Genomic DNA, 20868 nt, shown 5'->3' on the forward strand with positions numbered 1-20868 from the left:
TGCCGTGACCCGATAGCTCCATTCAGAATGATTCCCGCTATTATTTCCAATCGTAAAAACCCGTTAAACAAGAGGAGTCTCTGGTGTTTAACGGGTTTTCTCATGATTTGCTTAAGGGAATAGGCCCTCGCCTAATGAACTATGCCTCTGGTTAGCTGAGAAAGATAAAGATTGCTACTCAGCCATAGAAGGCAGCTTTAAAAATCATGCCCTAATCGAATCATTGGCTTATATGTCCATTCGTTGAACGAGTGTGACCACTTCTTCCGCCGTGCCGCAGCCTAACGCTTTCGCTGCGAGCATGCGCGTCTCTTCCGCTGACAGCTTGGACATTTGGCTGCGAGCCGGAAGAATGGAACTGGCGCTCATGCTGAACTCGTCCAGCCCCAAACCGAGAAGCAGCGGGATCGCGGTGGCATCCCCGGCCATCTCGCCGCACATGCCCACCCATTTGCCCTCCGCATGTGCAGCGTCGATGACCATTTTCACAAGACGAAGGATAGACGGGTTATACGGCTGGTACAGATAGGAGACTCGCTCGTTCATGCGGTCCGAGGCCATCGTATATTGAATCAGATCGTTGGTCCCGATGCTGAAGAAGTCTACTTCCTTGGCGAAAAGGTCTGATAAAACCGCGGTAGACGGAATTTCGACCATGATGCCCAGCTGGATCTCGCCGGAAACCGGAATATCCTCGGCCTCAAGCTTCGCTTTCTCCTCAAACAGAATCGTCTTGGCTTGACGGAATTCGCCTAGCGTTGCGATCATCGGAAACATGATCCGAAGGTTGCCGTAGACGCTGGCCCGAAGGAGTGCGCGCAGCTGTGTGCGGAAGATGTCCTGACGCTCCAGACAGAGGCGGATGGCACGGAAGCCCAGGAAGGGGTTCATTTCCTTCGGCAGTTCAAAATACGGCAGCTCCTTATCCCCGCCAATATCCAGGGTACGGACAACGACGGGTTTGCCCTCCATCCGCTCAAGGACAGCCTTGTAGGCCGTAAACTGTTCCTTTTCCGAAGGCATGCTGTCCCGGCCCATATACAGAAATTCCGTCCTGAACAACCCTACGGCTTCTCCCCCGTTCAACAGAACGTTTGCCACGTCCGCAGGCGTGCCAATATTAGCCGCCAGCTCGACGTGTTTCCCGTCCTTCGTAACGGTAGGCACATGCCGAAGCTTGGCCCATTCCGCCCTTTGGGCTTCATACTGCTCTTGTTTGAGGCGATATTCAGCCACGGTTGCGTCATCAGGATTCAGCAGTACGGTCCCCTTCATTCCGTCCAAAATGAGCAGATCCCCGTCCTTCACCTGCTCCAGAACTTCCTTCGTGCCTACAACGGCTGGAATCTCCAGTGAACGGGCCATGATGGCTGAATGCGAGGTTTTGCCGCCGACGTTCGTAGCGAAGCCTTTGACATAATTACGATTAAACTGCGCCGTTTCCGAAGGTGTCAAATCCTCGGCGACTAGAATGATCTCCTCATGGATCGCTGCCAGATCCAGTACTTTGGCGTTGAGGAGATGGGAAAGTATCCGCTTCGCCACGTCCTTCATATCCGATGCTCGTTCCCGCAGGTAAGGGCTCTTCATATTTTCAAACATGGAGATGAAGCCAGCGGAAACTTCATGCAAGGCGTATTCAGCGTTGATGCCTTCCTTTTGGATTTTGTCTTCGATCGGACCCAGCAGCTCCGGATCGTGCAGCACCAACAGGTGAGCTTCAAAAATCTCCGCCTTCTCAGCTCCAAGCTGCTCCAGCGTCCGCTGCTTCAGCTTCTCCACGTCCGCGATGGACCGAGCCAGAGCCTCCCGAAATCTGGTTATCTCCATATCTCCATCCTGAACGGTACGCTTCTCTACGCTAAGCTCGGTACTTTCCAGTACCAACGCTTTGGCGATGGCATAGCCCGCTGCCGCTGCGATTCCCTTGATGTTAAGCATGAGCGATTCCTAAGCTTTCCTTGGCGAAAATTTCGTCGAGTGCCTCAAGCACCTCGGACGCATCTTCTCCTTCCGCAATGAACGTGACGAGATCTCCGGGTTCCAAACCGAAGGAGAGAACGCCAAGGATGGATTTCATCGTAACCTTGCGGTTGTTTGCTTCTGCGAATACCTCTGATTTGAACTTGCTTGCGGTGTTTACCAGTGCTGTAGCCGGGCGCGCGTGAATACCGTCTTCATTGGTGATTTTATAGGTTTTTTGCATGGAATTTCACACTCCTATGATTACTCATTCTATATAGGTGTTTATTTAAGCCGAGTTAACGATGGAATGAACCTTTAAACTTCTGACCCGTTGGATGCAATAACCTGCTTATACCAATAAAAACTATCTTTTCGGATACGTTCTCCGGTTCCATTGCCTTCATCATCGAGATCGACGTATATAAAGCCGTACCGCTTGGACATTTGCTGCGAAGAACAACTAATAATATCGATGGGTCCCCAGGCACAATAGGCAATGACGTCAGCGCCATCATAAATGGCACGTCCTACCTGCTCAATATGACTTCCCAGATAGGATATCCGATAATCATCATGAACGGAGCCGTCTTCAAGCTTGTCATACATCCCGAATCCATTTTCGGCTATGATCATAGGCTTGTGGTAGCGATCCCAATATTGGGAGAGTGCATTGTATAATCCTTGCGGGTCCACATTCCAGCCCCATGGGTTCGCTTCTAGATGGGGGTTTACGCTGGTAGAATCGGGTTTATTCACATTTTTGGCGGAATCCACCATTTGCGAGAAGTAGTAGGAAATCGCCAAGTGATCCATGGTATTCTCTTTCAACAGCTGCAATTCCTCTTCCGTCATCTGCAAATCATAATGATGTTCCCGGAAGTAATTCAGCGCAAATTTCGGATACTCCCCCAGAAGTTGAACATCGGTGAAAAGGTACTGCATACGGTTATGCTGCATCGCGAGCACCACATCATCGGGCTTGCAGGAATTAGGATACACCGTGCCGTCAGCAACCATCGTCCCAATCTGCAGATCATAACTCAGCGTTTTGGCATGCTTTTGAATTTTAGCCGAGGCCACCATTTGATTATGCACGGCTTGATATAACGCTTCTTCCGTCGAATCATATTGATCGCTGCATATGCCGAGAGACAAAAACGGTTCGATTTGTATCATATTGATTTGATTAATGACGATCCAATACTTCACGCGATCTCCAAAACGGTCCAGCAGCACGTTGCCGTAACGTTCAAACATATCGATCACAGCTTTATTTTTCCATCCGCCATATTGCAATGTGATGTGTATTGGAGTCTCATAATGCAGCATAGTGATAATGGGCTCAATGCCGAGCGATTTCATTTTATTGATCATCTTGTCATAATGCATTAAGGCCGCCTCGTTAGGCTCCTTCTCATCCCCCTTAGGGAACACTCTCGACCAATCAATGGAAGTTCTAAACGTTGTAAAGCCCATTTCCGCAAGCAGCTCTAAATCGCTTTCAAACGTGTGATAGAAATCAATGCCGAAGCGTTTTGGAAAATAGTGCGACGTATCCACCAGGTTGTTTTTCACCTGTTCCAACGTCATCCCCTGCATCTCCAACTGCTGAATTTCCATATTGGATAAACCTTTTAGGTAGGGCTGAACATCGGATGAATTGGGCAGCTTGCCATCTTCCGTGTATGCACCATCTGCTTGGCTGGCCGCAATGGCCCCTCCCCATAAGAAGTCTTTTGGAAAAGCCGGATAGTTATTTTTACGCATCGGTTTTATTCCTCCTCTAACAGTTCCATATCTTGTTTGACCGCCTGCTTATCATAGATCTTGAAAAATGGATAATAAATGAGCCAACTGATAACAAACAAAATAACGACAAACAATATGCCACGAACGGATTCCGTTATAATCCAGCCTTGGATCACCGTAGGCAAGTACCAGAGCTGAAATGGCTTATGCGGAACCGGAACAAACCCGATTTTCATGACAAGCCAGGTTAACACCGGCCCTACGATCCCGTTGATCCACATCGGAATCATCAAAATGGGATTGAAAGCGATCGGTGCACCAAACACAACCGGTTCGTTAATATTGAAAATAGCCGGGATCAGGGAAGCTTTGCCTATCATTTTTAACCGCTGTGATTTAGCCATAAATGAAAGCATGATGACCAGAGCCAGCGTCGCACCGCCGCCACCGATCAAGAACAGCGCTCCCGCCTCATTCGTGAAAATGCTGGTAGCCGCTCTGCCTGCCTCAAAGTTGGCCTGATTCGCGGCAATAGCAGGCAATGCAATGGCACTCGAGACCGGATACAATACCCAGCTCGAAATCCCGAACGTATACAAGAATGCAAAACCCAGGAAGTTGATAAGTACAAATCCCCAGAAACCTTGCCCCAAATGAATGAGCGGCGAAAAGATGGAATTGACCACATCGTACAAATTAATATTTAATTCAAATGTGAATAGCCAGCCGATTAACAAAATTAAAGTAATGGGAATGAGCGTATTGAACCACGTTGCAACAAAATCCGGAATCGGAGAGTCTTCACCGATAATTTTCCATTTAGAGAACAGGTTCATGATCATACCTACAAACAGCCCCGCAATCAGAGCGGCAATCATGCCCGCTGTACCGAACGTGTTGAGATCAAAGCTGATCCGGCCTTCCGCGGTAATCGAAGGAAACACCAGGATGAGAAAGAATGCTAATCCGGCAAGACCGGCTTGTTTGGAAATGCCTTTGTGCCCCTTATTGTTCATGACAGCTTCCGGAATCAGGTACGCAAGAAACAGCGAGAATAGTCCGAATGAAAATGTGCTCAGCAGCGAAAGGTCCGGAAATCCCTTCCAATAATCTTTAACAATAGACAATATCGTTGCGAACGAGCCGATGAAAATCATCGGCATCGCCGTTAGAATGGCGCTTTGGACGGAAGTGACCCAAGGATTCTTTGCAATCTTATTTACCTTTGGCGCAAAAACATCGGTCATCCAAGACATCAACTTATCGAACATCTTTGCTCCTCCTTAGAGTCTCTTGTACAACTTGATCATTTCCCGCATGATGTTCATTTCTGATTTCACGGTCATCATCGTATCTTGCGCATGGGCGAATAAGGGTGAGAACGGAAATTCAACACCGTCCGCTTCTTTTTGCAGCGTCTTGGTTTGAGCTTTATGGGCAATGACGATTTCTTTGTTTGCTTCATCCATCAGCTGATCTGCTTCGTCAAACTCCCCTGCCGATGCTTTGTCCACCGCTTGAAAAACATAATCGCGAGCGGTACCGGCATGCATAATCACATTCATGGATATGGTGGCGAGTTCCTCAAGTGTGATTTTTTCCATCGTTATTTATCCCCCTCCAAGAAATCCTTAGCGACATTTACCAATCCTTGACCATCCAAAGAACCGTATACTTTTTGCGGGATAATGCCATATTTAACGCCTGCTGCTTCACATACGTCTTTAACCTCTTCAATCATGTACTTCAAATGCGGTGCTACGAGCAGCAAATCAACACTGCTTAAATTCTCTGCAAGTTCAGCCTCGCTCTTCGCTTTAAACTCTATATCTTCACCTGTTTTTTTCACGGCCTTCCGCGCAGCCGCGGCCATAAAACCGGATGATGCTCCTGCTCCACACACCAACAACACTTTTTTTGTCATGATCGTTAGCCTCCCTTTGGTTTACACGTTCAGTATGCCATGTTCCGAAAAGCCAAACTAATATGAAACTTTCCTACCCCTAGGAAAGCCGGAATCGCTTCGCTTCCTTTGCGCTCTTCTTATCAGGAATGTCCGTGTTACACCAAAAACTTTCCTAAGGGTAGGAAATTTCTAAATCCCGAGTATTTTTATGTCTGGATTATACTAATACTATGAAAAAATACATCCAGAAATAATAAGGAGGGTTAGCTGGTGAAAAGTGCTAAATTAACAGCTTTTCTTAACTACCTGGAAGCACAAAATGACTGGGTCACTGCTGCCGCCTTAGCCAATTATTTTAAAGTGTCCACCAGAACGATTCGCAATTATGTAAGCACGATCAACGATGAAACCCCCATCATTGCATCCAATTCAAATGGATATAAATTAATGATGCAGGAGAAACGAAACGTGACCGCTTCCCTGCAAACTCAAGATACGCCGTCCAAACGAATGAACATGATGTTGAAGGAGCTCATTGTAAACACGGAAGGGCTCGACATGTTTGATTTGAGCGAAAAGATCTTTGTCAGCACATCCACCATTGAAAGCGATATTATGAGCGCCAATCATCTCATTCTTCCATTTCATATGAAAGTGAAACGCAGAGGCAATAGGCTGATTTTGGAGGGAGAGGAATCGGAAAAGCGCAAGCTCATGAGCCACATCATTACCCAGGAGGCCTCGCCGCAATTTTTAAGTACGGTTAGCGTTCAGGAGATTTTCGAGGAGTATGACATCGATCTATTAAAGCGTATCGTTACGGGTATTCTGGAGAGGTATAATCTTCTAATCAATGAATACACGATTAACAGCATCCTCTTACACTTGGTCATTACCATGGACCGGATCAGAAACAACCAATCGATTGAACAGACGCTGCATGCAAGAAGCGTGAAAAGCAATCTGGAGATGAACGCGGCAATCGATATTGCGGACAGGATCGGAGCCGAGTACGGGATCGTTTTTAATGAAGCCGAAAGATATTATTTAATGCTTCTGCTTTCGAGTAAAACGACATTGTTAAACTATCAGAGCCTCACGCCCGAGACGCTGCCCAATTTTGTGGACAAGCACTACATGGATCTTGTTTATACGCTGCTGGAAAAAGTGAAAGAATCTTATTTTATCGACCTTTCCGAAGATGAGTTTATCGTTAAATTCACGCTTCATATTCGAAATTTGATATTCAGGGCGAGAAACAAACAGTGGTCAAGAAATCCGTTAACTTACAGTTTTAAAGATACCTACCCGTTAATACATGAAATATCCGTCTTCATCTCAAACGAATTGCAGAAATTGGAGAATATTTCGATTGTTGAAGATGAGATCGCGTTTATTTCTTTTCATATCGGCTCCTTTTTTGAGCGAAAAAAAGAACTTGAGACCAAAATTTTATGTGCTGTCGTATGCCCGAATTACTATGGTATGCAATTGAATCTCGTTCAAAAAATCGAAACGAAGTTCAAAGATGTCATCGAGATTATGCAAGTCGCTTCGGAAATTGATCATTTGCATCATACCAACAAAATTGAATTTATCATTTCGACGCTTCCTACGAAGTCGCTGCACATTCCAACGGTATTTGTCCATCCGTTTATCACGACAGAAGATTTCGAGCAAATCCAGAAAGTGATTGTTAAATTAAGCGAGCGGAAAAATATTTTAAACGTGAAAAATTATCTTGAGATGTTTTTTGACGAGGACCTGTTCCTGAGAAACATTTATTTAAATAGCGCTGAAGACTATATTAAGTTTATGTCCCAAAAGCTTCTGGAAAAGCACTACGTAAAAGAAGATTATTGCGAGTCAGTATTGGAACGGGAGAGAATGTCTTCGACAGCCTTTAACAACAACGTGGCCGTGCCTCACTCCATCACGATGGATGCCAATCGAACGGGGGCATGCATCATTATCAACGAAAAGCCCGTCAGATGGGGAGAAGAAAAGGTCCAAATCATCACCATGATTGCAATCAATAAAACGGAAAGGCAGCTATTTAGCCATATCTTTGAAAGCTTTATAAACATTCTTTCGGAATGGGAAAATATCAAGGAATTAACCAAAGCAAAAAATTATCAAGACTTTCTAAATCAAATTACGCTCCTCATGGATGAAATATAAATTAAAAAAAGCGCTAAAATAATAGCGCTTTTTATAAAACAAAAAAACCTTGATTCCTCAAGGTTTTTTATCTATGGAGCCTAGGGGGATCGAACCCCTGACCTCATCGCTGCCAGCGATGCGCTCTCCCAGCTGAGCTAAGGCCCCTCATTATGTATTTCGCTCTCAAAAAGAGCACTCCTATAATATAGCATAGGGAGCAGGCTTGCGCAATACTTTTTTATAAAAAAGCAGGAAGTTCAAATATAAAAAAGGACGCCTGCAAAGTCCGGTACAGACGATATCGCAGCGTCCTTTCATGCTTCGCCCTTAGGCCGTGCAAAAATTCAATTCCTGGCACAAGAATCTCCCCTTTGCATCGCTGAAGAATTCAGGTTTCCTCAGTGGTTGTGTCACTTGATACTCATTTCCTACTCGTCATCCGCCATCGTGTTTTTGGACAGCAGTCCTTTGAGCTCCTTCATGAACATGTTGATGTCCTTGAACTGGCGGTACACCGATGCGAAGCGCACATAAGCGACCTCATCCACGGGATACAGCTGCTCCATCACCAGCTCGCCGATCTGACGGCTCTCCACTTCCGCTACCGCCGTATTGCGGAGCGCCTTCTCCACCTCGGAGACGATGGCTTCCAGCTGTTCCACGGACACGGGACGCTTCTCGCACGCACGGATCAGGCCGCGCAAAATTTTGTCCCGGCTGAACTCCTCCCGGCTGCCGTCTTTTTTGATGACCATCAGCGGTGTTTCCTCCACCATTTCGAACGTCGTGAAGCGCCGGCTGCACTTTTCGCATTCGCGTCTGCGGCGGATGGATTTGTTGTCGTTGGCCGGACGGGAATCCAGCACCTTGGTCCCTGCGTAGTCGCAATACGGACATTTCATGGCAAACTCACTTCCTTTATTCTTTACATGGGATAAATCAATCAGATGATTGACTTCAAAACAACTGAATGCCGCTCCCTGCTTGGGTTCACAGGTTATGGCTAATATTTCCAGTTAAAATCCTTCGAAAACAGTTATGAAGATTCAACATTCGAGACATAATACTTTTACCAACAGCGAGGAGGTGAACATCAATGGCTCAAAACAACAGTTCAAACAACCTGGTAGTATCCAAAGCTACTGCAGCCCTCAACCAAATGAAATATGAAGTTGCTCAAGAACTGGGTATCTCCATCCCACAAGACGGATACCAAGGCAACATGACTTCCTATGAGAACGGTTCGCTCGGGGGATACATCACGAAACGTCTTGTAACCCTGGCTGAACAACAACTGGCTGGTCAATTCAAATAATACATGCTTTTATCAAAAGGAGTATTGGAGCAGCCCGTAAGCTGCTTCAATACTTTTTTGCTTTATCAGCAGCTAAAAATCGCTGTAAATGCGCGTGTATTGATTGTAATAATAAATCACCCGCTGAATGTAATGTCTCGTCTCACCGATGGGAATATCCTTAACCGATTCCAGCTTTCCGTCCCAGACCCCTTTTTTAAGCCAGCCTTCCACCTTACCCGGCCCCGCGTTATATGCGGCTATGACCGCGATCCGGTTTCCTTTGAACTGGTTGTCCAGACTCCTCAGGTACCAGGTTCCGATTTCAATGCTAGCCTCCGGCTTATGCTTGATGTGATCCATCGTCACTTCGGGGATCTTCGCTTGTTCCATCGCCCATTGGGCCGTATCCGGCATGAGCTGCATCAGACCGAGCGCCCCTTTTTTCGATTCCTTGCCCAGCTTGAAGTTCGATTCGACGCGAATAATGGAGGCAATCAGGAACGGGTCAACATCATACCGCTCTGCCTGCTCCCTGATGTTCTCTTTATAATAAATCGGGTAGAACCATGACATCCAGTTGGTGTTGAAGAACAGCACGACGACAAAGCCAAGAAACAGCACGAGAAGGACTCTCTTTTTGCGAAGAAAATGCAGCAGCTTCATGCAAAATCCAATCGGAGCCAGAATTCATCGATTTGCCGCTGCGTCTCTTCGGCGCTGCCGCTATTGTCAATGATAACATCCGCCTTCCGCTTCTTTTCTTCAATATCCATCTGCGAGTTGATTCGAGCCTCTGCCTCTTCTGCAGTCAGTTGGTTGCGGTTCATCAAGCGTTCCTTCTGGATCGAAGCTGGTGCATATACCAGCATAACCCGCTCAAACATCGATTCCAGTCCCGATTCAAACAACAAAGGGATATCCACGACGACAAGCCGCTCCGGATGCTCACGCTCCAGCGACTCCATCTGCCGGCGGATTTCCAAGCGGATGGCTGGGTGCGTAATTTCATTCAACGCTTGGCGCTGGGCCGGTTCGCGGAATACGATATCCCCCAGCTTTTTACGGTCCAGCGTCCCGTCCGCAAGCAGCACGGCTTGTCCAAAATGCTCGGCAACCGCCGCCAAAACGGGATGACCCGGGAGCATGACTTCCCGGGCGATCACATCGGCATCCACGAGCAGCGCTCCCTTCCGGATCAAGAGCGCGGACACGGTGCTTTTTCCAGTTGCTATACCTCCGGTTAACCCGATAATCATGTGCAAAACTCACCTCATAACAGCTTTATTATTCCCATGGCTATTAATAATAACGCCGGAAGCGCGGTAAAATGCCGCATCCACGATCTGGACGCAAACCTGAAGCCGGTCTTCATGCCGAGTACCAAAAAGGTACCGCTGAACAGTGCAATGACCAGAGCCGTCCATACGGGCGAAAATCCCAGCAGTGCAGCTCCCAGTCCTGCGCCGAACGCATCCAACGACAGCGCTATGCCGAGCCACATCGCTTCAATCCCGGAAATGCTTCCGGATTTATCGATATCCGCGGAGGAAGGCGTCCGCAAAATGCGGATGACCAGACCCAGCTTACGGATCTCAAGCGAAAACACGGTTTGCTCGGCTTCCGCCACCCGAGCGGGTTCATGTACGGATCGGATCACGGCCGTATCTTTATCGTCACGATTCTTTTCTTTCTGCATCAGCAGCTGAATCAAAGACCAGGAGCCCATAATAATCAAGATAACGGCTCCGACAATCGAAGCGGCATGGGGCGATACGACTTTGGCCAGCAGCACGCCTACCTGCATCGAAATATAAATGATGATGCCGGAGCACATGGATATGATTACGACGGACAGCGGTGAGATTTTCATCTGCCTAAGTCCATATGTAATCCCGACGCCAAAACTGTCCAAACTTAATGCGAAAGCAAGCAGGAGCAGCGTAAAAACATGACTGAGCACCCCTGGATTCCCTCCCCTTGATGAAACGGTCCATTCAAAGGCCGAGTGGTAAGGGCCCTGACGTACCGCTTCCCCTGAAGTCCAATTCTGTATCAGTATATGGAAGGGTCGAGCTAGGGGTGCACGCCTATGCTTTTATTTCATTATTCTGAAGAAGGATCCGCATTCGTCGTGAGGCATGATCCTGCTTCCAGCTCGTTACTTGATCGTCTGGCATACCGGGCAATAATGCGTGCCGCGTCCGCCGACGACAGACTTCTCAATCAACGTTCCGCAAGTAAGGCAGGGCTGGTTCTGACGCCCGTAAATCTTGAGCTGATGCTGGAACATGCCCATCTCGCCTTGTCCGTTAACATAAGACTTGATGGAAGAGCCGCCAACTTCAACCGATTCGGATAAAGTCTCAATGACCGACTGATGCAAGGCGCGGAGCTGCTCGTCCGTCAGCGTGTTCGCCAGCTGCTCGGGATGAATGCCCGCCCGGAACAGGGACTCATCCACATAAATATTCCCGATGCCCACGACATATGACTGGTTTAGCAGCACCGCCTTGATTTTTGACGTTTTGCCCGCCAGCGCCGCCTTGAACTTCTCCAGGGTAAATGCCTCATCCAGCGGTTCTAGCCCCAGCTTGGATAACGGAGGAACGGTAAATTCCTCTCCGGGGCTAAACAGATGCATCGTTCCGAACTGGCGCACATCCTTATACCGCAGCTCAGTTCCATCATTGAAGTGGAAAATGACATGCGTGTGTTTTTCCACCGGTTCGGTGCTTGCATACATCCCGTAGCGTCCTTCCATCCGCAGATGCGAAACGAGAACCAGGTCATCCAGTATAATGCGCAAAAACTTACCGCGGCGTTCCACACCTTGAATGGTATGTCCGGCCAGCATAAATGCAAACTGATCTATATCGTCAGGGCGCTGGATAATCCGCGCCAAATTTACGGTAACATGGTCAATCATTTTCCCTTTGACCAGCTGATTCAATGTTCTTTTGACTGTCTCGACTTCCGGTAATTCCGGCATGATGTCTTCACCTCATCCCCATTATAACGGAAGTTTGTCCTCTATGGGGCATTATTTCGCTTCATACCAATTGGTACCATAACTGACCTCGGCTTTGAGCGGCACGGACAAGGCAAGAGCCTTTTCCATCGTCTCCGGCACAAGCTTTTTCATCAGCTCCAGCTCGTCCTCCGGAACCTCAAACACAAGTTCGTCATGCACCTGCAGCAGCATGCGGCTCTTCAGCTTTTTCTCCGCTAGCGCCGCGTCCATGTGAACCATGGCCAGCTTGATGATATCGGCCGCCGTACCCTGGATCGGCGTATTCATCGCGGTGCGTTCCGCGAAAGAACGCAGATTGAAGTTGCTGGCATTGATTTCCGGCAGATACCGTCTTCGTTCCAGCAGGGTCGTCACGTAACCGTCCCGCTTCGCATCCTTGACGATCTCGTCCATGTAACGGCGAACACCGCTGAACGCATCGAAGTATTGGTCGATAAAACGCGCGGCTTCCTTCCGGGTTATGTTCAGGTTCTGCGACAGGCCGTAATCGCTGATGCCGTATACGATGCCGAAATTGACCGCCTTGGCCGAGCGCCGCATATTCGAATCCACTTCGTCCGCCTGGACGCCAAACACGTCCATCGCCGTCTTGGTATGAATGTCCATATCATGCAGGAAGGCATCCTTCAGTCCGGCATCATCGGAAATATGCGCCAGCACGCGCAGCTCGATCTGCGAATAGTCCGCCGCGAGAATGTACCAGCTTGGATCGGATGGAACGAATACTTTGCGGATCTTGCGTCCCTCTTCCAAACGGATCGGAATGTTTTGCAGGTTCGGATATTGGCTGCTCAGGCGCCCCGTTGCCGCAATCGTTTGCCGGTAATAGGTGTGCACCTTGCCGGTTTCCGGCGAAATTTCCTTGAGCAGGCCTTCCACATACGTGGATTGCAGCTTGGCAATCGTGCGGTACTGGAGAATCAGGCGGACGATATCATGATAAGGCGCAAGCTTTTCCAGCACCTCGGCGTCCGTGGAATAGCCGGTTTTGGTTTTTTTGACGACAGGCAGCCCCAGCTTCACGAACAAGATTTCGCCCAGCTGTTTGGGTGAATTCAGGTTGAATTCGGTGCCGGCAATATCGTAAATCTCTTTGACAAGATCATTGATTTGGGCTTCGAATTCCTTGCCGAGCCCGACCAGATCATCCTTGTTGACCGAGATTCCCTGCTTCTCCATATCGGCCAGGATCCGGGATAACGGCATTTCGAGATCATGGAAAAGCGACTTCATTTCGTTGCCCTCCAGCTCTCTTTCCTGAATCGGGATCAGATCCATGATCGATGCGCTTTTGGCAGCCAGGTGCTTGCTGAGCACATCGGCTTCAGGCACCTTGTATTTCGCTCCCTTGCCGAATACGTCATCATCGGAGGCAAGCGTCTGCAGGCCGTACTTGGAGGCCAGGGCATGAACGTTCTGGTTCGATTCGGTCGGGTCCAGCAGATACGCCGCAAGCTGTACGTCAAAGGATGCACCGGCGAACTCGATGCCCTTCCAGTGAAGGGCCAAATCCGTCCGGTGCAGGTCATAGCCACGCTTCGGAACATTCGGGTCTGCCAACCATGCCCGCACCGGCTCCGCCGCTTCCGACTTCAACAGCTCATATGGCACATAATAATGCTGCTCGGGCGAGGAGAATACGGCTCCAATCACATCGGCATGATGAGGATTATCCCCATTCGTCTCCACATGGAGCGCTTGAATCGCACCCAACGCTTCGATCAGCTTATCGATATCCCCTTCACCCAGGATTTCCACGTTGATTTCCTTGGAAGGTACCTGTTCCCGTTCCGGATGCTCGCCATGACTGCCCTCTGCTTTAAAGGACAGACGCTCAAGCAAGGACTTGAATTCAAGCTTGGCAAGCGCCGGCCCTGCCGTTTCCTCCTTCAAGCCGTTAAAGACCATCTCGTCGAATGACTTGTCCAGCGGAACCTCCCGGAAAATGGTCGCCAGCTTCTTGCTCATGACGGCGTCATCCGCATGCGTCTCAATCTTTTCTTTCATTTTCCCTTTCAGTTCGCCGGTATTTGCCAGCACCTCTTCCACCGAGCCGAACTGATGCAGAAGCTTCAGCGCCGTCTTTTCGCCGACGCCCGGTATGCCCGGAATGTTGTCAGAGGCATCGCCCATCAGCCCCTTCAAATCAATGATTTGCAGCGGTGTCAGGCCGTATCTCTCCTGAATCTGCTCGGGAGCGTACGTTTCGATTTCGGTCACGCCTTTTCGCGTCAATCCAACCTGGACATGGTCCGAAGCCAATTGAAGCATATCCTTGTCCCCGGTCACGACCAGAATTTCTTCGCCCGCTTCCTCCGCGATCCGCGACACGGTACCGATAATATCATCCGCTTCGTAGCCGCTCAGCTCGAACTGCGAAATGCCGAAGCCCTGCAGCAGCTCTTTGAGGAGCGGAAACTGTTCGGACAGCTCGGGTGGAGTCTTTTCGCGGCCGCCTTTGTATTCCTGATAGCCTTCGTGGCGGAACGTAATTTTTCCCGCATCAAAAGCAACCATCATATGTGTAGGTTTATGATCCTCAATCAGGCGCAAAAGCATATTGGTAAATCCATAGACGGCATTCGTATGCAGCCCCTTGGTGTTCGTCAGCGGAGGCATCGCGAAAAACGCCCGGTAAATGATACTGTTTCCATCGATCAGAATCAGTTTGCTCATACAGCACCTTCCCTTTTTAACTTTCTTCTATTTTCCGATAAAATCCATCGAGCTCTTATCCCACGAAGAAGATTCCCTGCTCTTGTATAAGATGAACTTAAGATGTTCGGCTACTCTTTAAAGACATGCGTATATACCTTCTCATATCTTAACACATGACCCTCCATTCGAGAAAAAAATCAGGACCGAAAAACGCAAAAACACCGGAGTCGGACTCCGGTGCTGTCGCTTTGTTCCTATTTTATCAGATTACCGGAATTACCGGTTCAGGTCGGGACGCTTACCGGTTACCAGATAAACGGCACTTTCCCCGATATTCGTTGCATGATCGGCGATCCGTTCGATGTAACGCCCAACCAGGGTCAGGAGCAACGCCTGCTGCAGCGAGTCCGGATTCGACCGCATGTGACCATATAATTCCGTCAAAATCTGGCTGTACAGATGATCGACCTGATCATCATCCTGAGCCATTTTATAGGCAAGATCCGTATTTTCGTCCAAATAAGAGGTGATGGCTTCCTCGATCATCACCTTGACGATGCCCGTCATTTGCGGGATGTCAATCAGCGGCTTGATCAGCTTCTCGCCTTGCAGTCGCAGCGTCACTTTCGCAACATCCAATGCCAGATCGCCCATGCGTTCCAGATCACTGGATATTTTAAAGGCAACGAGAATTCTGCGAAGATCCTTGGCGACAGGTTGCTGTGTGACGATCAGCCGTGAGCCGATGTCCATAATTTCCTCTTCCATCTGATTAAGCTGGGCGTCTGCCTGAACGACTTCCTGCGCCTTTGGGCAGTCCTGCGTTTTGAGGCTGTTTACGGCCTCGTCAAGCGCATGCACCACATGCTCTCCCATCTTGACAAGCAGTGAGCGCAGCTGCTCGAGGTCCTGATCCAATTCTTTTCTCCGAATCATGGCTGATGTTTCCCCCTAATTCTTGTTTGGTTTCTTTATATCAGCCGAAACGGCCGGAGATATAATCCTCTGTTCTCGAATCACGCGGATTGCTGAACAGTGTGTTGGTATCGTCGGCTTCGACGACTTCCCCGTTCAGGAAGAACACCGTGCGACCTGATACGCGGGCGGCCTGATGCATATTGTGCGTAACCATCACGATCGTATATTTCTCTTTCAGCTCCTGCACCAGCTCTTCGATCTTCAGCGTGGAGATCGGATCCAGTGCGGACGTTGCTTCATCCATCAGGAGAATATCCGGCTCGACCGCCAGCGCGCGGGCAATACAGAGACGCTGCTGCTGTCCCCCGGAGAGGCTGAGCGCCGAACGCTTGAGATAATCCTTCACTTCTTCCCAAAGCGCTGCCTGCCGCAGGCTTTCCTCCACGATCTCATCCAGCTTCTTTTTGTTCTTCACCCCATGCAGACGCGGACCGTAAGCAATATTGTCGTAGATCGATTTTGGAAAAGGGTTCGGCTGCTGGAATACCATGCCGACGCGTTTGCGGAGCTCCTCGACGAATACATCCTTGCCATAGATGCCTGCGCCGCCGATTTTGACGGAGCCCTCGATCCGCGTGCCCGTGATCATGTCATTCATCCGGTTCAGCGTCCGAAGCAGTGTCGATTTGCCGCAGCCGGAAGGACCGATAAAGGCGGTAATTGCCTTTTTCGGAATATCCAGATTTATATTTTTCAAAGCATGAAACTGTTCATAATATAGGTTTAAATCTTCAATCTCGATAATGTTTTCCATGTTCTATTCAGGTCTCCTTATCGGTTCAATGGGGCATCCCTGGGTTCTATCGTCAAATATGTTTAGGACCTGTGACTCTTATCCATTGTAAAACCTCTATGTAAAAGCTGTGTGCCACAATTGTAAACTCTGTGTAAAATGTGAACCGGGTGTTATCGGGCTATCATCCCGAGGTAAGTGTCCGCTCGAGCTCTCCCTTCACACCAAGCGCCTGCTTTGCCGTATCCCGCGCCAGCTGGTGCACGGATCTGCCCGTCTTCTCCACGGACCCGACGGCTTGCTCCAGTTCACCGAACATCCGGCTTCCCTCTGTGAGCTGCTCCGCGCCGGCCTGGATTTGCCGCACCCCTGAAGACGTCAGCCTGCCGGTTTCGGCTGCAAGCTGACTGATGCGCTCGAGCAGCCCTGAAATATCCGAGGCCAAGTTTCTGGTCTGCGCAGCCAGCGACCGGACCTCGGCCGCCACGATCTGAAAGCCTCTGCCCTGGCTGCCTGCATGCGCAGCCTCAATCGAGGCGTTGATGGCCAGCAGTCCGCTCCGGTCCGCCAGCTCCGCAATGCCTTGCGTCAGCGAGGATATTTTCCCCGCGTCCTCGATCAGCCGCGCCACCTGCTTCTCGTTCCGATTCATATGCGCGACGGCTTCCTCGTATGACTGACTCGCTTCGTCCAGCTTAAGCCTTCCTTCCGACGTCCACTGCTTCATGCGCAGGCATTCCTCTAACGTAAGACTGGCCGCTTCGGCCACCTCGCCCAAGGACATTTCCATTCCACTGACATGGCTATAGTTTTCGGAGACCGTCGCCTTGCGCTGCTCCTCGGCTTCCATCTGCAGCTGCCCCGACATCTTGAGCAAATCCTGAACAGTCAAAACTCCCGCAAACCGGTCATTCTCCGTCACAATGACGCAGTCATAAAACCGGGATTCGGGTCTTTCCAACGCACGCTGAATCATATGTACCGGATCTTCGTTGATGTCCATCACCAGAATATCCTCTTCGGCGAATTTCTTCACAGAACGGTCGAAATACAGATCCGCCGCAAATCGGCCGGTAAGCTTCCGGTAAAACGCATCCTTCATCAGCAGCCCTTCCGGACGCTGGTCTGGTCCGCAAATGACCATGCACGGAATATGAGGATTTGCCTTTAGCATGCCCAGCGCTTCCTTGCAGGTAACCGATGCCGTCAAAGCCGGCACGGTCCGGCAGCATTCAGCGGCAGATACAACCGATATTTTCTTTTCTGCCAACGCGGCGGCAGCAAATCCCTCTGTGCCTAATGGATTGGATTCTGCCTCTTTCTTTCTCTCCTTGAATCCCTCTTGCTGTGTGATGCTCGTTCTGTTCTCCGCTTGCAGCGTGCTCAAGGCTGACTCCCCCTCCAGAACTTCTCTTTAGCCGCATCATAACTTTAAAATGTTAGCGGGAAATGCTCCTTAGGTCAGAGGAATGTAAAATAACCAAGCCGTACCATCCCCTCGGAATTGTTTACATTTTAATATATAAAAAAAACGTCTTTCGACGTACCTTCAAAGAAAACAGACCGCGTCTAGCTGAAGTTTTTCTTGCGATTATAGAATGGTTCAGCTTTGCTGAAAATTTATAAATTCTATAATCTAAAAAAAAGCCCCCATCACGTTTCCTGGTGATGAGCGCTTCTTTTCTTATTAATAACCAGCTTATATCCGACGCCGCGGATGGAATCGATATGCACGGAATCCGGATCCAGCTCAAGCTTTTTGCGCAGCGAGCTGACATGGACATCCACGGTCCGCTGGCCGCCGATATAGTCAAATCCCCAGACCGCATTCATCAAATCGTCACGGGTCAGCACGACTCCCGGTTTGCGGGCAAGATACAATAACACTTCGAATTCCTTCGGTCTCAGGCTGATGCTTGTGCTGCCCAGCATAACCTCGTATTTCTCGGGGTAAATCTCCAGCTGCCCGAGGCGGATGGCGGAATCCGACGTTTCCGGAATCACTTCCTCCTTGGCCCCTGATACGCGCCGCAGTACCGTGCCTACACGAGCGAGCAGCTCGGACACGCCAAATGGTTTGGTAATGTAATCGTCTGCGCCAAGCTTCAGTCCCTGCACCACTTCTTCTTCCGCATTTTTGGCCGTCAAAATAATGACCGGCGTCGTGATGGCATTCCCTCTAAGCTTGCCAAGTATTTCGAACCCGTTCATTCCCGGCAGCATCAAATCCAGTATGATCAAATCGAAAGGCTCATGCACTGCACGCTCAAAACCTGAAGTACCGTGATCTTCGATCGTAACCTCATAACCTTCCTGCGTCAGATTATAGGATAACAATCTGGCCAGAGTCGGCTCATCTTCAATAACCAGCAAACGCTGCGTCATTTCATAAATACCCCCGTTCTAAAAAACAATGGTTTCGGATACTGACAAGCCCATCGTAACACCCGAATGTTAACCCTGTGTAAAAGCAAACGGGCATGGCAGCACCTTTTTCAAGATTTTATTGAATCTGTAATGAAAACAGGATTAGCGCATCGTTTCGTAAATCGTAAAATTAGGCGCGCGTCTTTATCTTATTCCTGCAGCATCGGCAGTTCAACCGTAAATGTCGTTCCGAGGCCGAGCTCGCTCTCGACCGAAATTTCGCCGTGATGCTGCTCCACCAGATGCTTGACGATCGAGAGCCCCAGACCGGTACCGCCCGAGCTCCGGGATCTCCCTTTGTCCACCCGGTAAAACCGCTCGAATATGCGCGGCTGGTCTTTTTTCGGAATGCCAATGCCCGTGTCCACGATTTTGATCAGCACCTTCTCCGCACCCTCCGCGTCCTGCCGGTCCTGTACGGTCAGCTCCACCTTGCCTCCATCCTGGGTATAGCTGACGGCATTGGACAGAAGATTAATGAGAATCTGACGCAGCTTGTCCTCGTCCGCTTCCACGAACAGTTCTTCCGGAATATCCGAAGTAAGGGTTATCTTCTTCTTCTTCGCTACGGTGGATATCGTATCCATGATCGACGCGCAGAACGAAGCCAGGTGCACAGGCGCATAATCCATCGGCGATCGCTTCGATTCGATTTTGGACAAGTCCAGGATATCGCTGATCAGGCGGTTCAGCCGCTCGCTCTCGTCATAGATGATTTGCAGGAAGGACCGCGCGGTTTCCTCATCCTTAACGCCCCCGCCAAGCAGCGTTTCGGCGAATCCCTTGACCGCAGCCACCGGCGTTTTGAGCTCATGCGAGACGTTGGCGACAAATTCGCTCCGCATATTTTCCAGGCGGCGGATGGCGGTCACGTCTTGGAGCAGGAACAGCATGCCCTTGAAGGACTGCTCGTCGCCAAACATCGGCACCCCGTCCAGGCGGAGGATGGTTTCCTCCGGCTGATACAAGATCCGCTCCTGATGGATGACCTCCCGCTCCGTGATGCCGTCCTTAATCAGCCGTGTCAGCTCGTAATACTGCTTGAGCTCATGGAAGGAACGGCCGCTGAGCTGGCCGCTGGTGACATGCAGCATTTTTTCCGCCGCCGGGTTGATGAGCGCAATGCTGCCCTCCGCATCCACCAAAAGAATGCCGCTCGTCATATTGTCGAGTACGCTTTGCAGCAGATCCTCATTATCCCGTATCGTTTGGAGCTGGTTTTGCAGGCTGTCTGCCATGCCGTTGATCGCTTTGGCCAGCTCGCCGATCTCGTCCTTGCGTTGCATGTTCACCCTGGCATCATATTCCAGCCTGGTTATTCTACCCGCTACTCTTGTGATTTTCTCCAGCGGCGAGGTGAGTCCGGCCGCGACGCGGTAGCTCACCAGCGCGGCAACCGCGAACAAAATCGCCAGCCCTCCCGCCATGAGCGTCCAGCCTTTGCGAACCCCCTCGTCTACGGAGGCCAGGCTTACGGACAACCGGATGAACCCGTCATAATTGCCGCCGGAAATAACCGGCACCGCGACATACAGCATATCCTCTTTGAGCGTGGAGCTGTAGCGGATTGCATATCCGGAGCCCTTTTGAACCGCGTCTACAATCTCTTCGCGTTTGCTGTGGTTGTCCATGTGCTTGGGATCGCTTTCCGAGTCTCCAATGACCGTTCCGTCCTTTGCAATGAAGGTCACCCTGGAGTCGGTTAAAGCTGCCAGGTCCCGCGACTGCTGAGTATAATAAGATATCGCGCTTTCCCCATCATCAGGGCGAAAGTCAAAGGTCCGGCTCAGAAGCTTGATCTCGCGGATCATGTTTTCCTCCAGCGCGGAAATATGTGATTTTTTGAATACCTGGGCCATCGTGATGCCCGCCCCTACCATCGATATTCCGATCATGATCATTAAGATCAGGGTGAGTCTGATACGAAAGGGTCTCATTACCGTCTTCCTTTTCAACAGTTT

19 protein-coding genes and 1 tRNA gene are annotated in these 20868 nt (G+C 49.7%); 2 read left to right on the forward strand and 18 right to left on the reverse strand.

Translation table 11 applies throughout. The annotated features are described in order from the left end of the window. Positions 1-228: 228 nt before the first annotated feature. The 6 genes from ptsP to PCH05_RS02230 all read right to left on the reverse strand — a co-directional run bounded on the left by ptsP (position 229) and on the right by PCH05_RS02230 (position 5638). Complete coding sequence (gene ptsP, locus PCH05_RS02205; RefSeq protein WP_127600213.1) at positions 229-1941, reverse strand: phosphoenolpyruvate--protein phosphotransferase; 1713 nt, start codon at positions 1939-1941, stop codon at positions 229-231. Continuing rightward, complete coding sequence (locus PCH05_RS02210) at positions 1934-2206, reverse strand: HPr family phosphocarrier protein (RefSeq protein WP_127600215.1); 273 nt, start codon at positions 2204-2206, stop codon at positions 1934-1936. Before PCH05_RS02210 ends, ptsP begins: the two co-directional genes overlap by 8 nt. A gap of 74 nt (positions 2207-2280) precedes the next feature. Continuing rightward, positions 2281-3732, reverse strand: a complete 1452-nt coding sequence (locus PCH05_RS02215; protein ID WP_127600217.1) for a glycoside hydrolase family 1 protein — start codon at positions 3730-3732, stop codon at positions 2281-2283. Between the two features lie 5 nt (positions 3733-3737). Then, positions 3738-4985, reverse strand: a complete 1248-nt coding sequence (locus tag PCH05_RS02220) for a PTS sugar transporter subunit IIC (protein ID WP_127600219.1) — start codon at positions 4983-4985, stop codon at positions 3738-3740. A gap of 12 nt (positions 4986-4997) precedes the next feature. Then, positions 4998-5318 (reverse strand): PTS sugar transporter subunit IIA, encoded by a 321-nt coding sequence (locus tag PCH05_RS02225; RefSeq protein WP_127600221.1) that lies wholly within the window; start codon positions 5316-5318, stop codon positions 4998-5000. A gap of 2 nt (positions 5319-5320) precedes the next feature. Continuing rightward, the gene (locus PCH05_RS02230) at positions 5321-5638 is read right to left on the reverse strand and encodes a PTS sugar transporter subunit IIB (RefSeq protein ID WP_127600223.1); all 318 of its coding nucleotides are present in this window, start codon (positions 5636-5638) and stop codon (positions 5321-5323) included. Positions 5639-5890: 252 nt separating this feature from the next. Between PCH05_RS02230 and PCH05_RS02235 the strand changes: the two genes are divergently transcribed. Beyond that, a complete protein-coding gene (locus PCH05_RS02235; protein WP_127600225.1) occupies positions 5891-7801 on the forward strand; it encodes a BglG family transcription antiterminator in 1911 nt (636 codons plus the stop codon). A gap of 74 nt (positions 7802-7875) precedes the next feature. Here the strand turns inward: PCH05_RS02235 and PCH05_RS02240 are convergent. Both PCH05_RS02240 and nrdR read right to left on the reverse strand, forming a co-directional pair. Further along, positions 7876-7948: transfer RNA gene (locus tag PCH05_RS02240), tRNA-Ala, on the reverse strand. A gap of 263 nt (positions 7949-8211) precedes the next feature. Beyond that, on the reverse strand, positions 8212-8685 hold the full coding sequence (nrdR, locus tag PCH05_RS02245; protein WP_127600227.1) for a transcriptional regulator NrdR: 474 nt from the start codon (positions 8683-8685) through the stop codon (positions 8212-8214). A gap of 194 nt (positions 8686-8879) precedes the next feature. On the opposite strand from nrdR, the gene PCH05_RS02250 reads away from it, so the two are divergent. Beyond that, entirely contained in the window at positions 8880-9098 is a 219-nt protein-coding gene (locus tag PCH05_RS02250; RefSeq protein WP_127600229.1) for an alpha/beta-type small acid-soluble spore protein, read from the forward strand. Between the two features lie 72 nt (positions 9099-9170). Here the strand turns inward: PCH05_RS02250 and PCH05_RS02255 are convergent, their stop codons facing one another. The 10 genes from PCH05_RS02255 to pnpS form a co-directional block, all read right to left on the reverse strand. Further along, positions 9171-9734 (reverse strand): lytic transglycosylase domain-containing protein, encoded by a 564-nt coding sequence (locus PCH05_RS02255; RefSeq protein WP_127600308.1) that lies wholly within the window; start codon positions 9732-9734, stop codon positions 9171-9173. 5 nt (positions 9735-9739) lie between these two features. After that, positions 9740-10336 carry a dephospho-CoA kinase gene (gene coaE, locus PCH05_RS02260; RefSeq protein WP_127600231.1) on the reverse strand — a complete coding sequence of 199 codons (597 nt, stop codon included), beginning with the start codon at positions 10334-10336 and terminating at the stop codon, positions 9740-9742. Between the two features lie 14 nt (positions 10337-10350). Beyond that, positions 10351-11040 carry a sporulation membrane protein YtaF gene (gene ytaF, locus PCH05_RS02265; RefSeq protein ID WP_127600233.1) on the reverse strand — a complete coding sequence of 230 codons (690 nt, stop codon included), beginning with the start codon at positions 11038-11040 and terminating at the stop codon, positions 10351-10353. A gap of 198 nt (positions 11041-11238) precedes the next feature. Next, positions 11239-12069, reverse strand: a complete 831-nt coding sequence (gene mutM / locus PCH05_RS02270; RefSeq protein WP_127600235.1) for a DNA-formamidopyrimidine glycosylase — start codon at positions 12067-12069, stop codon at positions 11239-11241. A gap of 51 nt (positions 12070-12120) precedes the next feature. After that, positions 12121-14787, reverse strand: a complete 2667-nt coding sequence (gene polA / locus PCH05_RS02275; RefSeq protein ID WP_127600237.1) for a DNA polymerase I — start codon at positions 14785-14787, stop codon at positions 12121-12123. Between the two features lie 258 nt (positions 14788-15045). Next, positions 15046-15705, reverse strand: coding sequence for a phosphate signaling complex protein PhoU (gene phoU, locus PCH05_RS02280; RefSeq protein ID WP_127600239.1), 660 nt, complete (start codon positions 15703-15705; stop codon positions 15046-15048). 40 nt (positions 15706-15745) lie between these two features. Then, positions 15746-16501 carry a phosphate ABC transporter ATP-binding protein PstB gene (pstB, locus tag PCH05_RS02285; RefSeq protein WP_127600240.1) on the reverse strand — a complete coding sequence of 252 codons (756 nt, stop codon included), beginning with the start codon at positions 16499-16501 and terminating at the stop codon, positions 15746-15748. 163 nt (positions 16502-16664) lie between these two features. After that, a complete protein-coding gene (locus PCH05_RS02290) occupies positions 16665-17867 on the reverse strand; it encodes a methyl-accepting chemotaxis protein (protein WP_127600242.1) in 1203 nt (400 codons plus the stop codon). A 266-nt stretch (positions 17868-18133) separates the two neighbouring features. Beyond that, positions 18134-18865: a response regulator transcription factor gene (locus tag PCH05_RS02295; protein ID WP_127600244.1), complete on the reverse strand. Its 732-nt coding sequence runs from the start codon at positions 18863-18865 to the stop codon at positions 18134-18136. Positions 18866-19056: 191 nt separating this feature from the next. Continuing rightward, on the reverse strand, positions 19057-20844 hold the full coding sequence (pnpS, locus tag PCH05_RS02300) for a two-component system histidine kinase PnpS (RefSeq protein WP_127600246.1): 1788 nt from the start codon (positions 20842-20844) through the stop codon (positions 19057-19059). Positions 20845-20868: the final 24 nt, after the last annotated feature.

This window comes from Paenibacillus chibensis (assembly GCF_004001045.1).
GTDB lineage: Bacteria > Bacillota > Bacilli > Paenibacillales > Paenibacillaceae > Paenibacillus_AQ > Paenibacillus_AQ chibensis.